The organism is Spirillospora sp. CA-108201 (assembly GCF_050936235.1).
GTDB lineage: Bacteria > Actinomycetota > Actinomycetes > Streptosporangiales > Streptosporangiaceae > Spirillospora.
The window spans coordinates 7,695,305-7,710,931 of the sequence record NZ_JBNJNE010000001.1; the positions used below are offsets into that span (position 1 = coordinate 7,695,305).

At 72.5% G+C, this 15,627-nt stretch carries 17 protein-coding genes; 7 read left to right on the plus strand and 10 right to left on the minus strand.

Features of this window, described 5'->3' with window-relative positions:
- Positions 1–28: 28 nt before the first annotated feature.
- Positions 29–268, minus strand: a complete 240-nt coding sequence (locus ACQEU6_RS36960) for a hypothetical protein (protein WP_499338304.1) — start codon at positions 266–268, stop codon at positions 29–31.
- Positions 269–396: 128 nt separating this feature from the next.
- Positions 397–1,218: an SDR family oxidoreductase gene (locus ACQEU6_RS36965; RefSeq protein ID WP_499338305.1), complete on the minus strand. Its 822-nt coding sequence runs from the start codon at positions 1,216–1,218 to the stop codon at positions 397–399.
- 85 nt (positions 1,219–1,303) lie between these two features.
- Between ACQEU6_RS36965 and ACQEU6_RS36970 the strand changes: the two genes are divergently transcribed.
- Positions 1,304–1,924 carry a TetR/AcrR family transcriptional regulator gene (locus tag ACQEU6_RS36970; protein ID WP_499340480.1) on the plus strand — a complete coding sequence of 207 codons (621 nt, stop codon included), beginning with the start codon at positions 1,304–1,306 and terminating at the stop codon, positions 1,922–1,924.
- On the opposite strand, the gene ACQEU6_RS36975 is transcribed toward ACQEU6_RS36970, so the two are convergent.
- The 5 genes from ACQEU6_RS36975 to ACQEU6_RS36995 form a co-directional block, all read right to left on the minus strand.
- Positions 1,921–2,742 (minus strand): site-2 protease family protein, encoded by an 822-nt coding sequence (locus ACQEU6_RS36975; protein WP_499338307.1) that lies wholly within the window; start codon positions 2,740–2,742, stop codon positions 1,921–1,923. The genes ACQEU6_RS36970 and ACQEU6_RS36975 overlap by 4 nt on opposite strands.
- A 52-nt stretch (positions 2,743–2,794) precedes the next feature.
- Positions 2,795–3,388 carry a TetR/AcrR family transcriptional regulator gene (locus tag ACQEU6_RS36980; RefSeq protein ID WP_499338311.1) on the minus strand — a complete coding sequence of 198 codons (594 nt, stop codon included), beginning with the start codon at positions 3,386–3,388 and terminating at the stop codon, positions 2,795–2,797.
- A 31-nt stretch (positions 3,389–3,419) separates the two neighbouring features.
- Positions 3,420–3,827, minus strand: a complete 408-nt coding sequence (locus tag ACQEU6_RS36985) for a DUF3224 domain-containing protein (RefSeq protein ID WP_499338313.1) — start codon at positions 3,825–3,827, stop codon at positions 3,420–3,422.
- A 250-nt stretch (positions 3,828–4,077) separates the two neighbouring features.
- The gene (locus ACQEU6_RS36990; protein ID WP_499338315.1) at positions 4,078–5,457 is read right to left on the minus strand and encodes an amidase family protein; all 1,380 of its coding nucleotides are present in this window, start codon (positions 5,455–5,457) and stop codon (positions 4,078–4,080) included.
- Positions 5,458–5,903: 446 nt separating this feature from the next.
- Complete coding sequence (locus ACQEU6_RS36995) at positions 5,904–6,344, minus strand: YybH family protein (RefSeq protein WP_499338316.1); 441 nt, start codon at positions 6,342–6,344, stop codon at positions 5,904–5,906.
- 811 nt (positions 6,345–7,155) lie between these two features.
- Between ACQEU6_RS36995 and ACQEU6_RS37000 the strand changes: the two genes are divergently transcribed.
- Positions 7,156–8,994 (plus strand): serine/threonine-protein kinase, encoded by a 1,839-nt coding sequence (locus ACQEU6_RS37000; protein ID WP_499338317.1) that lies wholly within the window; start codon positions 7,156–7,158, stop codon positions 8,992–8,994.
- A 59-nt stretch (positions 8,995–9,053) separates the two neighbouring features.
- Here the strand turns inward: ACQEU6_RS37000 and nucS are convergent, their stop codons facing one another.
- Together nucS and ACQEU6_RS37010 are read right to left on the minus strand one after the other, a co-directional pair.
- Positions 9,054–9,734, minus strand: coding sequence for an endonuclease NucS (nucS, locus tag ACQEU6_RS37005; protein WP_499338319.1), 681 nt, complete (start codon positions 9,732–9,734; stop codon positions 9,054–9,056).
- Positions 9,735–9,767: 33 nt separating this feature from the next.
- Positions 9,768–10,790, minus strand: a complete 1,023-nt coding sequence (locus ACQEU6_RS37010; RefSeq protein WP_499338321.1) for a HEAT repeat domain-containing protein — start codon at positions 10,788–10,790, stop codon at positions 9,768–9,770.
- A 160-nt stretch (positions 10,791–10,950) separates the two neighbouring features.
- Between ACQEU6_RS37010 and ACQEU6_RS37015 the strand changes: the two genes are divergently transcribed.
- Together ACQEU6_RS37015 and ACQEU6_RS37020 are read left to right on the plus strand one after the other, a co-directional pair.
- Positions 10,951–11,139, plus strand: a complete 189-nt coding sequence (locus ACQEU6_RS37015; protein WP_499338323.1) for a hypothetical protein — start codon at positions 10,951–10,953, stop codon at positions 11,137–11,139.
- 137 nt (positions 11,140–11,276) lie between these two features.
- Positions 11,277–11,663, plus strand: coding sequence for an SCO5389 family protein (locus ACQEU6_RS37020; RefSeq protein WP_499338325.1), 387 nt, complete (start codon positions 11,277–11,279; stop codon positions 11,661–11,663).
- 124 nt (positions 11,664–11,787) lie between these two features.
- Here the strand turns inward: ACQEU6_RS37020 and ACQEU6_RS37025 are convergent, their stop codons facing one another.
- A complete protein-coding gene (locus ACQEU6_RS37025) occupies positions 11,788–12,828 on the minus strand; it encodes an LLM class flavin-dependent oxidoreductase (RefSeq protein WP_499338327.1) in 1,041 nt (346 codons plus the stop codon).
- Between ACQEU6_RS37025 and ACQEU6_RS37030 the strand changes: the two genes are divergently transcribed.
- The 3 genes from ACQEU6_RS37030 to ACQEU6_RS37040 all read left to right on the plus strand — a co-directional run bounded on the left by ACQEU6_RS37030 (position 12,827) and on the right by ACQEU6_RS37040 (position 15,572).
- A complete protein-coding gene (locus ACQEU6_RS37030) occupies positions 12,827–14,398 on the plus strand; it encodes a 3-hydroxyacyl-CoA dehydrogenase family protein (RefSeq protein WP_499338330.1) in 1,572 nt (523 codons plus the stop codon). The two genes, ACQEU6_RS37025 and ACQEU6_RS37030, sit on opposite strands and share 2 nt — an antisense overlap.
- Before the next feature lie 81 nt (positions 14,399–14,479).
- Positions 14,480–14,791, plus strand: a complete 312-nt coding sequence (locus ACQEU6_RS37035) for an Rv1322 family protein (RefSeq protein ID WP_499338332.1) — start codon at positions 14,480–14,482, stop codon at positions 14,789–14,791.
- A gap of 58 nt (positions 14,792–14,849) precedes the next feature.
- Positions 14,850–15,572 (plus strand): alpha/beta hydrolase, encoded by a 723-nt coding sequence (locus tag ACQEU6_RS37040; protein WP_499338334.1) that lies wholly within the window; start codon positions 14,850–14,852, stop codon positions 15,570–15,572.
- Positions 15,573–15,627 lie beyond the last annotated feature (55 nt).

Here is a 15,627-nt window from a genome sequence, read left to right on the forward strand (position 1 = left end):
TCCTTTCCGGGCCGTTCCTCGGCGAGGGTCAGCGGGAGGACGGCTCGGGCTGCGACGTGGCGGGCGCCTCCGCCAACGGTAGCCCGAGCCGCCTGAGGTGGCGCAGGCGCGCGGCCTCGGGATACCGGGCGGTGACGACGGCCGGGACCAGGAAACCGGCGACCTTGACGGCGACCAGCAGCGCCGTGTCGTCCGGTGACCAGTGCTGGACGCACCCGAGGGCGGCGGCCAGCACGGTGAAGCTCGCCGCCCACACGGTGGTGAGCACGCGGTTGATGCTCCGGAACACGTCCGTCGCGGCGATCTCCGCGGTGCGAGATCGAGTCCCTCGGCGAGCGCGGCGGCGAGCGCGGGCAGGGCCGCGAGCGGTGACGCCCGCGGCCCTGCCCGGGTCGGTCAGCTGAACTCGTGGGCGTGGTCGGCGGCCCACTCCTTGAACGTCCGGCCCGGACGACCGGTGATCCGCTCGACCTCCCCGGACGGCTCCATCGGATGGTCGACGGCGCGGGCGCGCAGACGGAGCAGGACGTCCACCAGGCCCTCGCGCATGTAGGGGCGGCCGAGCATCTCCTCCCGCGCCCGCTCGGGAGCGATCTCCTCGAACCGCGCCGGACGGACGGCCGCCTCCCCGATGAGCCCGACCATCTCCGGATGGGTGAGCGCCTCCGGGCCGGACAGCACCGGCCTGGCGCCGACGAGGGCGTCGGTGAGCAGCGCCTTCGCCGCGACGGCCGCGATGTCGCGCTCGTGGATCGGCGTGCTGCGCGCCGCGCCGTACGGCTCGCGGACGGGCTCGCCGGCGCGGATCGCCTCGCGCCACGCCAGCGCGTTGGTGGCGAACTCGCCGGGACGCGTGAACGTCCACTCCATCCCGGTGGCCTCGATCGCCCGCTCGATGGCGAGGTGGTGCACGGCCAGGTCGTTGGACGGGTCGTCGTCCAGCGCGGCGGCGGACGAGAGCATGACGACGCGCCGGACGCCGTGGTCGGCCGCGCGGGCGAGCAGGTCGCCGAGGCCGCCCCAGAACACGGCCGGGTTGAGGAAGAGCGACGTGACGCCGTCCAGCGGCATCGCGTCGGTGCGGGCGACCTGCGCCTCGCTGGGCAGGTTCGCGGTGGCGGGGTTCCGGGTCAGCGCGCGGACGGCGACGCCCGCGGTGAGCAACTCGCCGACGAGATGGCGCCCGACGTTGCCGGTCGCTCCGGTTACGAGAATCATGCGGTCAGCTTCAACCAAGCGGATGAAGTTGTCAAACAGCTGGATGGTTGAACTTCTCAGAAGCCCGGCTACCATGGGGAACGTGATGGAACCGACGAAGCGGCCGGGCGCGAGGCAGGCGCGGCGCGCCCCCGCCCCGGACGAGCGCACGCTCGACGCCGAGCGGTCGCGGCGCCTGCTGCTCGACGCCGCGCTGGAGGAGTTCTCCGCCAAGGGCTACGCGGGCGCCCGCGTCCAGGACATCGCCGACCGCGCCGGCGTCAACAAGCAGCTGATCAACTACTACTTCGGCGGCAAGGAGGGGCTGTACTGCGACCTGCACCGCCGCTGGCTGGAGCGGGAGGCCGAGTTCAACGATCCGGACGTCCCGTTCGACGAGATCGTGGTCCGGTACCTGCGGCACGTCCTCGACGACCCGCGCGGCACGCGGCTGAACGCCTGGCGCGGCCTCACCGAGGACCTGAAGGACATCCCCCGCGCCCCCCGGGAGGACCTGTCCGACATCGAACGCCGCCAGGCCGCCGGGGAACTGCCCGGCGACCTGGACCCGGCCGCGATCATGTTCGCCGTGATGGCGCTGGTGTCGGCGCCGGTGACCAAGCCGCTCGCCGTCCGGCACGTCTTCGGGATGGACCCGGAGTCACCCGAGTTCCAGAGGCACTACGCCGAGCAGCTCCGCCGCGTCGTCCGCCACCTGACGCGCTAGTTCTTCCACCACTGGAACAGGTAGTGCCCGAGCTCGATCGGGAAGTGGTCGATCGAGCCGCTGACCCGGAACGGGAACTCGCCGAGGCCGATCGCGTCGGTGAGGTAGTAGATGACGTTGAAGAAGCCCTCGTTGATCGGGCCCAGCCACAGCAGCGCGATCAGGATGAGGAACGCGTAGCCGCCGTAGGCGTTCGCCTGGTCCGCCCAGCGGCGCGGCAGGTACGGCTCGACGATCCCGAAGCCGTCCAGCCCGGGGATCGGCAGCAGGTTCAGGATCGTGGCGGTGACCTGGAGGAACGCCAGGAACGCCAGGCCCGACCAGAACAGCGCGTGGTCGGCGTCGGCGAAGTTCTTGAAGATCACCGCGAGCATGATGGCGAACAGCGCGTTCGACAGCGGGCCCGCCGCCGAGATCAGGCTGTGCCGCAGCCGGCCCTGGATCACGTGCCGGTCGATCCACACCGCGCCGCCCGGCAGGCCGATGCCGCCGAGCACGATGAACACGACCGGGATGAGGAAGCTCAGCGTGACGTCGGAGTACTTCAGCGGGTTCAGCGTGAGGTAGCCCTTGGCGGCGACGCTGCGGTCACCCGACCGGAAGGCCATGTACGCGTGCCCGAACTCGTGCAGGGACAGTGACAGGACCCACGCCGCGACCACGAACCCGAACAGCGCGATCCGGCCGGGCCTGTCCAGGATCGTCCCGTACCGCCAGGCGATCAGGCCGCACAGGACGGTCGCCCCCACGACCGCGAGGAACACCGGGCTCGGCCGGACGGCCGCGCCTCCCCGGCTCTCGCGCGCAGTGCCATTCATCGTTCCCGGCCCCTTTCGCCGCGCCGTCTCCGCGGCGTCCCGTCCCAGGTCGTCATGCGGATGCCGGCGTAGCGATGACCGGCACGACATAGGTGCGCAGGAAGCGGCGCAGCCCGTCGGCGTCCCGGTCCCGGTCCATCACGATCAGCGAGGTGATGATGCGGAACAGGAACTCGACCGTCCCCTCCACCTCGATGTCGGCGCGCAGCGTCCGCTGCCGCTGCGCCTGCTCGAAATAGGGCCGCACGTACTCGCAGCACAGCGCGAGCACGTGCTCGGCCGCCCCCGCCACCGCCGCCTGCATGTGCCCCGCCGCCTCCGGGACGAGGAAGTGCGCGATCGCCGGCTCCTCGCGGACGTAGGTCACCGCGTCCAGCGTCCCCTCGACGATCGCCTCCGAGACCGAACGCTCCCGGCGCAGCCGCTCGGCGAGCCGGTCGAGGAACCGCCGCAGGTCGCGCACCACCACGGCGAGGATCAGTTCGTCTCGCCCGCCGGTGACGCTGCGGTACACGGTCGCCCGCGACAGCTTCGCGGCGGCGGCGATGTCCTCGACCGTGGTCTTGGCCACGCCGAAACGGCCGAAGCACGCTTCGGCCGCGTCGATGATGCGCTCGCGCGTGGCGTCGCCGGTGATCGGGGGCATGACCCGAACATTACCGGCCGCTGGTCGGCGCTCAGTCCAGCGTGTACTCCAGCGCCCAGGTGTGCCCGCCGTCCTCGGTGACGGAGATCTGGCCGACGCCGCGGAGCCCGGCGAGCTCCCCCGTCCCCGAGGTGGGAACGATCAGCCACCGCAGCCACTGGGTGTCGGCCGTCCCGTCCTCGCTGCCCGCGCTGTGCTGCAGGACGAACGTCCCCTCCCGGCCGTGCAGGATCCCCTGGACGTGCTCGATCCCCACATAGGCGACCGGCCCCGCCGGCGACTCCACCGTGATCAGCTCGGTGGAGCTCGTCCCCACGAGGTCGCCGTGGAACGTCTTGCCCACGTGCACCCGGGTCATCCGGTTGCCGCCCTGCTCGTCATAGGGCTTGTCGGCGTCCCACGCCTCGATGTCGAAGCTGCCGCTGGCTTGAAACGTCATGCCCGCAATGATGCCCGCACCGTCCGACACCAGGGGACCCCCGGCTCAATGATCGACTCCACGAAGATCCCCGACACGGGACGCCTCCGGCTTGATCGGCGCGACTCCAGGCACCGCCGGCCGGACCGAGGGCGATGGAGCCTTGGTTCTGCGGAGAATCGATGGGACGTTCCGGTCGGGCCTTGGAGAAGGGGCCGGCCCCAGCGGGTGGCTGGGGCCGGCGGGAGTTCACCTTTCACACTTCCCGGTGTCAGGCCGGGAGCGTGGGCAGGTACAGGGGCCGCTTGCGGGCCTGGGTCGCCTGCTCGAAGGAGTAGGCGATGCCCAGGACCTCCTCGTCGCGGTTCCTGCGCCCTGTGAACGAGACCCCCAGCGGCAGCTGGGAGTCGGCGTAGCCGGCCGGGACGGTGATGTTCGGATATCCGCCGACCGCCGCCGGAGCGGAGGAGTGCAACCAGGCGAAGTCGCGCTGGGAGACCCCCGGCGCCCGGCTGTTGGTCGGGCTCATGACCGCGTCCAGGCGGTGACGCCCGAACACGCGGTCGATGCCTCCGCGCGCCTCCTCGGTGATCCGAACGCGTTCTTCCAGGTAGTCGCTCGGCCGGCGGGCCATGTCCGAATCCTGGGCCCGCTCGAACTTGGCCAGGCCCAGATCGGACGTCCGCTCGGCCGGATGGCTCCGGAAGGCGATCAGGTCGCCGAGGTCGTGCGGACCGTCGCCGCCGACCGTGCTCAGGTAGTCGTTGATGCTCACCTTGAACTCGTAGGAGAGCACCTCGGACGTGTCCGGTACGGTCAGGTCCACCTCGACGATGGTCGCGCCCAGTTCGTGCAGCTTCGCCGTGGCTTCGGCGAGAACACGATCCACTTCCGGGTGCCGTGTGCCGTCCTTCTTCGCACCCCTCCACACACCGATCCTGGTCCCGGCCAGAAGGCCCGTTTCCAGACGGATCGCGCGGCGGAGCGTGGCGATCACCTGGAACACCGCGGCCGCGTCGGTCACGTTCCGGGTGATCGGCCCTGCCGTGTCCTGATACGGCGAGATCGGCAGGATGCCGGTCCCGCTGACCCGCCCCAGGGACGGCTTGAAACCCACGACCCCGTTCATCCCGGCGGGCGAGACGATGGAGCCGAAGGTCTCGGTGCCGATGGTCACCGGGGCCAGACCCGCGGCCGCCGCGACCGCGGAACCGCTGGACGACCCCCAGGGCGACCGATCCAGGACGTAGGGATTCCTGGTCTGGCCACCGACCGGGCTCCACCCGTTGTGCGGGATGTCGCTGCGGAAGGCGGCCCACTCCGACATGTTCGCCTTGCCCAGGATGATCGCGCCGCTTCGGCGCAACCGGGCCACCAACTCCGCGTCGCGGAGCGGCAGGGCGTGGCGCAGAGCCTCGGAACCCGCCGTGGTGGGCAGGCCGAGGGTGTCGATGTTGTCCTTCACCAGGACCGGAATCCCGGCGAGCGGTCCGAGCGGGAAGCCCGAGGCCCGAAGTCGGTCGACCTTGCGGGCCTCCACCGGCGCGTACGGATCCACGCTGATGACGGCGTGCAGCAGGGGATTCAGACGTTCGATGCGGTTCAGGCACCGGGTGGTGAGCTCTTCTGCGGTCAGATCACCGTGCGCCATTGCTCGAAGCAAGTCGCCGACGGTCATCCTTTCGAAAAAGGCCGTTTCCATTGGCCTCCTCCTATCTTGTTTACCTCCGCCGTTCGGCGGGGTCGCCTTAGGCGGCCATCAGGAACAGTCCGGAGGAGGAGGGCGGCGTCAAGGTGCTGCCTCGTGCTCGACGCGCTGGTGACGGGGGTTGCGACCTGGGGATTCGGCTCCGGGGGGCGAGTGCTTTCAGCCTGGGTGAGCGATGTGCTGGACTGCGCCGGTCTCGTCCTTTCCGGCGGAGGAACCGCCTTCCTCGGCGGTCGGTGCGCGGATGCGTGCGACCGGACGCCCGGGACCGTCCCAGGGCCGGGGACGGCCGCTCGTTCACCGCGCCGGCCTGGCGTCTTCCGGGGACGCGGGTTCGGTCGGCACCGAGCAGGGCGTCGCAGGCCCCGGGCGCTCCGGTCGGCGTTCCGTCAGGGCTGGAGGTCGATCACTCCCGCGCCGCTCGCCACGTCGAGGGGGACGGAGACCTGGTCGTGCGCGATCAGCCAGTCGTCGCCGACCTTTCTGAAGCAGAAGGTGGCCCGGACCCACATGCCGCTCGTCGCCGTTCCGTTCCCCAGCGTGCCGCTGAGCCGGCCGAAGCCGTGCCCGAACGCCACGTCGGCGCCCACGGTGAGTTTCAGATCGCGGACCTCGTAGGACGCCTCATGGAAGAACGTGAACACGTTCTTCCAGTTCCTCATCTTCGCCGCGACCCCGACGTGCTGCAGCGGCGGCTCCACGTCGAAGGACACGACGTCCGCCGCGTACACCTCCTCCAGGGCCTTCGGATCCTTGGCCCGGATCCCCTCGACGATCTTGTCGATCAGCTGCCGGATCTCGGCTTCGTCGTGCTCGCGTTGCGCAGGCATACCCGTCCACCCCTTGGTCCCTTGGGTTCTTGCTTTCTCACCCCTATGACGGAACAGCCCCCTGGAATGTGATGGCCCCGCCGGGATCCGCCGGGACGGTGGCCGGCTCCGCCGGACGGGCTCCGCGACCCCGCGCAAGGCCTGTCGTTGCCCACAATCGGCCACATGATCAGTGCTGTCGCCGATCCGCCGCCCGTTCTCTCAATGGTGGGATGGCCCGAAGCTGTCTCTCGGGGAGGTTGCACGTGTTTCGACGGGCGGGCATCGCGGCGGTGGCGGTCTCCGCTCTGCTGCTGGCGGCATGCGGGGGGCGGCGCCTGCTCCGGAGCAGGCGGCGGGTCGTCGGCGGAGGGCTGCGCGTCCTGCGAGGCCGCCGCGTCGCCGGCGGCGCCCGGGGCGATCGACGGCCCGACGCCTCTCGTGCCCACCGGATGTGGATGTCTCAGGCTCGGGGCGGGATGGCGGCAGGCCGAGCCGGCGGGGCTCATCGACGTCGGCCCGGAGCCGCCCAGGGGGAACGGGGGGCGGCACGTCCGACCTTGAGGAGCTCCGCAGCGGGGCCCGGTCCCGGGCGGGTGCTCCTCGGCCGCTCGCGGCGCCGTGTCGATCGTCGCCGAGGACGGCATGAGCAGCCCCGAGGGCGTCAACGTCGCCTCGCGGGATTCGGAGGCGCGTCCGGAACTCCGCACGGGCCGGGGCGCCGCTCCGGTCACGGCGCCGGGTAACGGCCACGCCGCCGGATACCGGGTCGAACATCGTCGCGGGCCGTCGCGTCACATGATCAACAAGGTGGACGCGGCGAGGAGAGTGCGTGGGCGAGTGGAGGATCTCCGGTTTCCGCGAGGTGCGGGAACTCGGGGCGGGGGCGCAGGGCCGCGTCGTTCTGGCGCAGCACGAGGAGACCGGTTTCCCGGTCGCGGTGAAATACGTCGCCGTCGGGGCGGACGCGGCCCCGCTGGAGGCGCTGCGGCGCGAGGCCGCGATGCTCTCCCGGGTGCGGAGCCCGCACGTGGCCCGGCTGTACCAGCTGGTGGAGGGTGAGCACGGCGCCGCCATCGTGATGGAGGCGGTCGACGGCGTCTCGCTCAAGGCCGTCCTCGGCGAGCACGGGCGGCTGGAACCGCTCGCGGCGCTGACCGTCCTGAAGGGGTCGCTGCTCGGACTCGGGGCGGCGCACGCGGCGGGCGTCGTCCACCGCGACTACAAGCCCGCCAACGTGGTGGTGCCCGAGGACGGGCGCAGCAAGCTCATCGACTTCGGCATCGCGTCGGCCGCCGGTTCGGCGTCGCGGTCGGGAACGCCGTCCTACATGGCGCCGGAGCAGTGGCAGGCGGGTGAGACGGGCCCGTCCGCCGACGTGTACGCGGCGACCTGCGTCTTCTACGAATGCGTCATGGGCAGGCGCCCGTTCCGCGCGGACAGCGCCGTCGGGCTGCGCGGGCAGCACCTCACCGCCCCCGTCCCGCTGGAGGACTTTCCCGGGCCGCTGCGCCCGCTGGTCGCCCGGGGGCTGGCGAAGATCCCGGCGGAGCGGCACGCCGGGGCCATGGAGTTCGTCGCCGAGCTGGAGAGCGTCGCCCGCGCGGCCTACGGGGACGACTGGGAGGGCCGCGGCATCCGGACGCTGGCCGCGATGGCGGCGGGACTGTCCATGCTGTTCCCGCTCGTCGCCGCGGGGATCTCCGCGCCGGCGGGGACGACCGCCGCCGGCGCCGCGGCGGGGACCGGAGCCGCGGGCGCGGCGGGCGCGGGGGGCGCCGGGACGGCCGGGACCGTCGCCACGGGCGCCGGGAACACCGCGGCGGGCTTCCTCGCCAAGGCCGGCGTCGCCAAGGCGGCGCTGGTCGTCGCCGGGGCGACCGCCGCGGGCACCGTGAGCGTGGTCGCCTACGAGACGACGCGCCCCGAGGCCGCGGAGGGGCCCAAGATCACCCTCGCCTCCCTGAACCGGACCTACGCCGACCGGGCGCTGAGGGTCCAGGACGGCCGGTACGCCCAGATCAAGGGGCTGAAGAAGGCCTCGGTCCAGGCCGCGGCGAACAAGGCCCTGCGCGTCCCCCTCGACCAGGCCATCACGTTCTACAAGGAATGGGGCAAGACCGCCGCCGCGCGCGCCGCCTGCGGTGGCGGGACGAACCTGCTCGGCATGAGCGTCGTCAAGGGGCTGACCGGCCCGAACCTCGTGTCGGTGCGCTACGTCCCGAAATTCCAGAGCAGATGCGGCGAGGGGCCCGGCCACTACCCGGGGTTCGTCGTCACCGTCGACCTGCGCACGGGCCGCGCGCTGACGGCCGACGACGTCTTCAAGCCCGCCTCGTTCGGCGAGGCCGGAATGACCCGGCTGTGGGACGCGCTCCCGGAGGGACACGACAAGCAGCAGCTGATGCGCGGCCACTCCGGCTCGGGTGGCTTCTTCAACCCCTTCGACCGCTACTCGTTCACCCCGAACTCCCGGCGCCCAGAGTCGCCCCCGTGGGCGCTGCCGTTCTTCGGTGAGAGGCGGCTCGACCTCATCTACGCCGGACTGGACGGCGGCGGCTCCCCGGAGTTCGACCTGAGCCGCACGAGCGCCTACGACTTCGCCATCCCCTACGCCAAGGTGAAAACCCTCTTCAAGCCCGAATTCGCGTCCCTGCTTCCCGCCTCATGACCGCCACGGGAACAAGAGCGCAAGGAACGCGAGAGGCGAGCCCGGTCGGGGCACGTCGGTCAGAAGAGGGTGCCCTCGTGTTCGATGCCCCGGAGGGCGTCGTAGTCGAGGGTGACGCAGGCGATGCCGCGGTCGGTGGCGAGGACGCGGGCCTGGGGCTTGATCTCCTGGGCGGCGAAGACGCCGCGGACGGGGGCCAGGTGCGGGTCGCGGTTCAGCAGTTCCAGGTAGCGGGTGAGCTGCTCGACGCCGTCGATCTCGCCTCGGCGTTTGATCTCGATGGCGACGGTGGCGCTGGCGGCGTCGCGGCACAGGATGTCGACCGGGCCGATGGCGGTGGGGAACTCGCGGCGGATCAGGGTGTAGCCGTCGCCGAGGGTGGTGATGTGCTCGGCGAGCAGTTCCTGGAGGTGCGCCTCCACACCGTCCTTCTGGAGGCCGGGGTCGATGCCCAGCTCGTGGCTGGTGTCGTGCAGGAGCTCCTCGATGGTGAGGATCAGCCGCTCGCCCGATTTGCCGTGCGTGACCGTCCAGCGCGCGACGGCGCCGTTCTCCTCGTAGACCTCCTCGCGCAGCGAGCAGGGCGGATTCATCCAGTTGAGGGGCTTGTAGGCGCGGTCGTCGGCATGCACGCTCACACTCCCGTCCGCCTTGATGAGGATCAGGCGGAGGGCCATGGGCAGGTGGGCTGTGAGCTTGCCGGCGTAGTCGACGCTGCAGCGGGCGATAACGAGACGCACGCTGCATCACCTTAGTGCGACGTCGGGCCTGCTTCAGGCGAGACCGGCGTACCGGCGGCACTCGTCCTGGACGGTGGGCAGGCCCCAGGCGCGGAGGATCTCCAGCAGATTGCCCCACCGCCGGCTCTCGGACGGCAGTCCGGCGATCGTGCGGACGGTCCGCTGTTGCCCGGGGGCGAGGTCGGCGAACCGGGGGAGCGGGAGGGCCGGTGTGCGGAACGTCAGTCTCAGCGCCGCCTCGGCCATCGGGAACGACGCCTCGCCGGACGTGCGGGACAGGCCGTCGAGGACGGCGTCGACCGCATCGGGCGGCGCCTCCTCCAGCGCGGCGAGCGCCAGCGCCGAGTAGAGGCGCGGATCGCCCTCCAGGTAGGCGACTCCCGGGGCGTCCGCGTCCGTCTCCGGCGAGGACGCGCTGGAGGCCGCGAGTTCGGCGATGACGGGTGCGTCGGCGGCGCCCAGCCGGGCGAGCGCGATCGCGGCGGCCCAGCGCGAAAGCGGCTCGGCACCGGCGAGGCGCTCCCGCAACCGGGGGAGGAGCGCTTGGCCGTCCAGCAGGCCGGCGCGGACGGCGTCGTAGGCCGCGAGTTCCGCCTCGGCGGAGCGCCGTGCCCACGCGAGGTCGAAGTGGTCCCGCTCGTACGCCCGGTCGCGGTGCTCCTGCTCGTTCGCCTCGGCGGCGGGGTCGGTCTCGCGCAGCCGGGCCGCCTCCTCGCGCCAGGCCGTGATGGCGACACCGGACGGCAGGTGCGCCTCGTCGTATCCGATCGCCAGCGCGGCCGCCAGGTAGAGCGGCCAGGTGCGTTCGGGGATACCGGGATCGGACGCCAAGGCGAGCAGGAACGGGACCGCCGCCGCGGACGCCTCGTACCGGCTTCCCTGGTGGAAGATGTTGGTGAACAGCTCGCCCAGCGCCGCCTCGCGCTCATCCTCGTCGGCCGAGGAAAGCGCGCGAAGCAGGTCGGGAACGTCCCCCGCGGAGCCGTGGGCGTGGTCGAGCCCCGCCCAGTCGACGTCGTCCAACCCCGCCGGCGGTCCGCCCACGCGATCGTGCATGCCGCGATCATGCCAGCCGGGCCGACCATCCGCCCTGAGCATGCCTAAGGCCGCTGACCCGGCGATATAGGGCGTCATGCCCATGTGGGGACGGGGGCCTTAGCGGGAGTCTCTTGGATGTCGGGCCGTGCCGATCGGCCCGCACCATTCGGGAGGGGCCGTGTACCACCACGAGATCATGCAGTCGCTCATGAGCGAGCGGGTCCGCGCGCTGCGCGCGGAGGCCGGGGCCGAGCGGGACGCACGACTGGTGCGCCGGGCCCGCGAGTACTGGGCCGAGCGCGCGGAGCGCCTCGCCGCCCGCCCGGCCGCACGGCGCCGCCGGCACGGCGCCGCGCCCGCGCGGTGATCACGGTCCCGGTCGGCCGCCCGGCCGGGACCGCGGTCATAGCGGAATGAAAACCTTTGTCAAGCCTGGAATTCTCCCGGGTCCGTGATTACCGTCGGCACGTGGGTGTTCATCCTCCGTCTGCGAAAGGACCCCGCATGTCTCTCGACGTGACCCCCGAACTGCTGGAGACGGCGCAGAAGGGCGAGGTCGGCGACGCGGACTTCGTCGAGTGCATCAGGACCTCCCTCCCCTACGCCTGGGACATGATCAGCGGCCTCGTCGCCCGGCTCCAGGTGGACGGGGGAGACTTCGCCGACAACCTCACCCCGCCGCCGGACGAGACGGCACGCGGCCAGCTCCTCCGCGTCCTCGCGAGCGACGCCATGCGCGCCGCGCTGGAACGTTACTTCGGGGTGAGACTGGCGTTCCAGAACTGCCACCGGGTCGCGGTCTTCCCCATCCAGGACTCCTCCGCCTACCGGACGTTCGTCACGGCCCGCGAACAGATCCTCAACCAGTCCCCCGAACTCCGGGACTGCTGACCGCTCCCCCCACGCGGCGCGCCGACCCGCTCGGCGCGCCGCGCGCTTGCGTCGCACCAGAGTTCGGTGAGAGAGCCCCTGAGCCGGTCGTCGTGAGTACCGCCCGTTGGGCGGGGGTGCTTCGTTATCCGCCGGGGCGGAGTTGGGGGAGGACTTCCTGGCCTAGGCGGGTGATGTTCTCCAGGGTGGCCTTGTGGGAGCCGGCGGCCTCTACCAGGAGGATCAGGTGGCTTATGCCGGTTCGTTCGACTGTGGTGAGGAGGGACTCGGCGCAGTCGTCCGGGGAGCCGACCGGGTGGAGGTCGCACATCAGGCGTGTGTAGGCGACGGGGTCGTGAGGCCGGCGGGGCCGGTCGTCCACGGGGACGTATCCGCCCAGACCGGGGCCGAGCCAGCGCGGCATCGCGTCCATGAGGGTGGCGACCGCCTGCTCCCGCGTGTCGGCGACCTGGGCCACATGGGTGGAGACGTGCGGCAGGGACGGGTCGCCGTGACGGGCGACGGCCGCGGCCTTCTCGTCCGGTCCGACATGCATGCCGAGCAGCATCGGCAGGCCGCGCTCCGCCGCCAGCGCCTCGGTCGCGGGGGACGTGCAGGCGACCGTCACCGGCGGCGGGACGGGTGCCCGCGGGACGACCGGAACCTCGCGGAAGGCGAAGTGCTCGCCCGACCACGCGAGACGGTCGGAGCGCAGCCACGCGAGGAGGAGGTCGAGGGATTCGGCGAAGCCGTGCTCGTAGCGGGGGAGGCCCGTGCCGAACACCTCCAGGTCGCGCCACGGCCCGCCGCGCCCGACGCCCAGCCGGAAACGGCCGCCGGACAGCAGCGCCAGCATCGCGGCCTGCTCGGCCAGCGCCACCGGATGCTGGGTGGACAGCACGCTCACCGCCGTCCCGACGTCGACCCGGGTGGTGGCGGCCAGCAGGTGCCCGGCCAGCAGGGGCGCGGACGGCACCACCCCGTACGACATGAAGTGGTGCTCGGCCAGCCACACGTCGTCGAACCCGGCGTGCTCGGCGGCGACGGCGGCCTCGACGGTGCGGGACAGGGCGGCGGCGTCGTCCTGGCCGGGGAAACGGGCGGCGAGGAGGAAGATTCCGAGGCGCACGTCCCCGTCGTACCCGCCATGGGCGACGGGCGAGCGCTCTGCAAGACTGCGATCCATGACTGGTGGTTCGTTCAGCAGGGTCGGGGTCGTCGGACTGGGCACGATGGGCGCGGGCATCGCCGAGGTGCTGGCGCGCGGCGGCCTCGCGGTCGTCGGCATCGAGGTGAACCGGGAGGCGCTGGAGCGCGGGCGCGGCAACCTGGAGTCCTCGACCGGGCGGGCGGTCAAGCGCGGCAGGCTCACCGAGGACGCGCGGCGCGAGATCCTCGGACGGATCACCCTGTCGACCGACTTCGCCGACCTCGGCGACTGCGACCTCGTCGTCGAGGCGGTCCCCGAGCGGCTCGACCTGAAGCGCACGGTGTTCGCCGAACTCGACCGCGTGTGCCGCGACGACGCCGTCCTCGCCACCAACACCTCCTCCCTGTCGGTCACCGACATCGCGGTCACCACCGGCCGTCCCACCAAGATCGTCGGGGTGCACTTCTTCAACCCGGCGCCGGTCATGAAGCTCGTGGAGGTCATCGGGACCGTCCTCACCGAACCGGAGGCCGTCGCCCGGGTCGCCGCCCTGGTCGAGGGTCTCGGCAAGACGCCGGTGACGATCGGGGACCGGGCCGGGTTCGTCGCCAACCGCCTGCTGTTCGGCTACCTGAACCAGGCCGCGGCCATGCTGGAGACCGGGCACGCGACCCGCGACGACATCGACGCCGCGATGAAGGCGGGCGCCGGCCTGCCGATGGGCCCGTTCACCCTGATGGACCTGATCGGCCTCGACACCTGCCTCGAAGTGCTGGACGCGATCTACGCCGAGTCCCGCGACCGCCGTCACGCCGCGTCGCCCCTGCTGCGCGAACTCGTCACCGCCGGGCTGCTCGGCCGCAAGACCGGACGCGGCTTCCACACCTACGGCGCGTCCGCCGAGGCCGAGGAGGGGACGGCCGAGACGGCGGCGCCGAGCGTGGGCGTCGTCGGGGTCGGGCCGCTCGCGGACGCGGTCGCCGCGCTGTGCGAGCGGGCGGGCGTCCGGGTCGGCGACTCCGCCGCCGAACTCGCCGGCTGCGACCTGATCATCGAGGCCGCGGAGGACCCCGAGGCCGCGCGGGCGCTGCTGTACGCCGCGGTGCGGGCCGCCAAGCCCGGCACGGTCATCGCCGTCACCTCGCTGGACGGCTCCGCGATCCGGCAGGCCATGGCCACCGGGCGCCCGTCCGACGTCGTCGGGCTGCACCTTCCCGACCCGGCCGGCGCGCTGGCGGAGATGTCCGCCACGGTCGCGACGGCCCCGGACGTCGCCGACCGCGCCGCCGGCCTCCTCGCGCGCCTCGGGCTCACCGTCGTGCGCTGCCGCGATCGCGCCGGGTTGATCGTGGACGCCCTGCGCCTGCCGTACCTGAACGACGCCGCCGCCATGCTCGGCGCCGGATACGCCGACGCGGACTCCATCGACGCCGCGATGACGCTGGGCTGCGGCTACCCGACCGGCCCCGTCGCCGACCTCGACCGCATCGGCCCCGACCTCGCCGTCACCGTCCTGCGCGCCCTGCACGCCGAGACCCGCGACCCGGCGCTCGCCCCGGCCCCCCTCCTCGTGGAGCACGCGACGGCCGGCAAGCCACTGCGCTAGCCCCGGCGCCTCCGGGCGGCACGGGACTTTCTGTGACCGGGCGACACGTGGGGGTGGCTGGGGGTTCATATGCTTTAGGGCATGAGCCCCCGGAAGAATCGCCGTGCCGCATCTGGACGTTCCGACCGGGGCGGGGGCGCGTCGTGGGCTCAGGAGACCGAGGAGGGGCCGGACGGCGAGTGGATCGTCCGGTCGATCTCCGGGGCCGGAGCGGCCAAGCCGTACCGCTGCCCGGGGTGCGACCAGGAGATCCCGCCGGGCGTCGGCCACGTCGTCGCATGGCGGGCGGGCGACGGCGGCGACGACCGGCGGCACTGGCACCGGCCCTGCTGGCAGGCGCGGACCCGCCGGTCGCCCCGCGTGCTGCGGTCGCGGAACGCCCCGCGCCACTGACGACCGGCGTCCGGAGCGCGGCGGACGCCGCCCGGCCGAGTGAGAGACGGAGAGATCGATGGCGGAGATCAGGGCGGCCTCGGTGCTGCCGGCGCGGCGCGAGGACATCACGCTGCACACGTCCGACGGCCTGGAGCTGGTCGGGGAGCTGGCGCTGCCGCCGGAGCGGCCTCCGGCGGCGACGCTGGTCTGCCTGCATCCGCTGCCCACGGCCGAGGGCATGATGGACAGCCACGTCCTGCGCAAGGCGTCCTTCCGGCTGCCCGCGCTCGCCGGCCTCGCCGTGCTGCGCTTCAACACGCGGGGGACGACGTCGGCGCGCGGCACGAGCCAGGGCGAGTTCGGCGAGGGCGACGCCGAGCGGTTCGACGTGGCGGCGGCGCTGGAGTACACCGAGTACCACGACCTGCCGCGGCCGTGGCTGCTCGGCTGGTCGTTCGGCACCGAGCTGGCGCTCAGGTGGGGGCGCGACCCGCTCGTCGAGGGCGCGATCCTGCTGTCGCCGCCGCTGAAGCGGGCCGGCGACGCCGACCTTGACGCGTGGGGCGCCGACGGACGGCCCGTCGTGGCGCTGGTGCCGGAGTTCGACGACTATCTGCGCCCGGCGGAGGCACGGGAGCGCTTCAAGCGCGTCCCGCAGGCCGAGGTGGTCGCGGTGGACAACGCCAAGCACCTCTGGGTGGGGGAGCCCTACGTCCGGATCGTGCTGAACGAGATCGTCAGGCGGGTCGCGCCGGCCGCCTACCCGCTTCCCACCGAATGGGATGAAAAGGACAGATAAACGCATGCGGCCGATCGCGGCCACTCCGTCCCACCGGCCCTGCCAGAGGGCGACC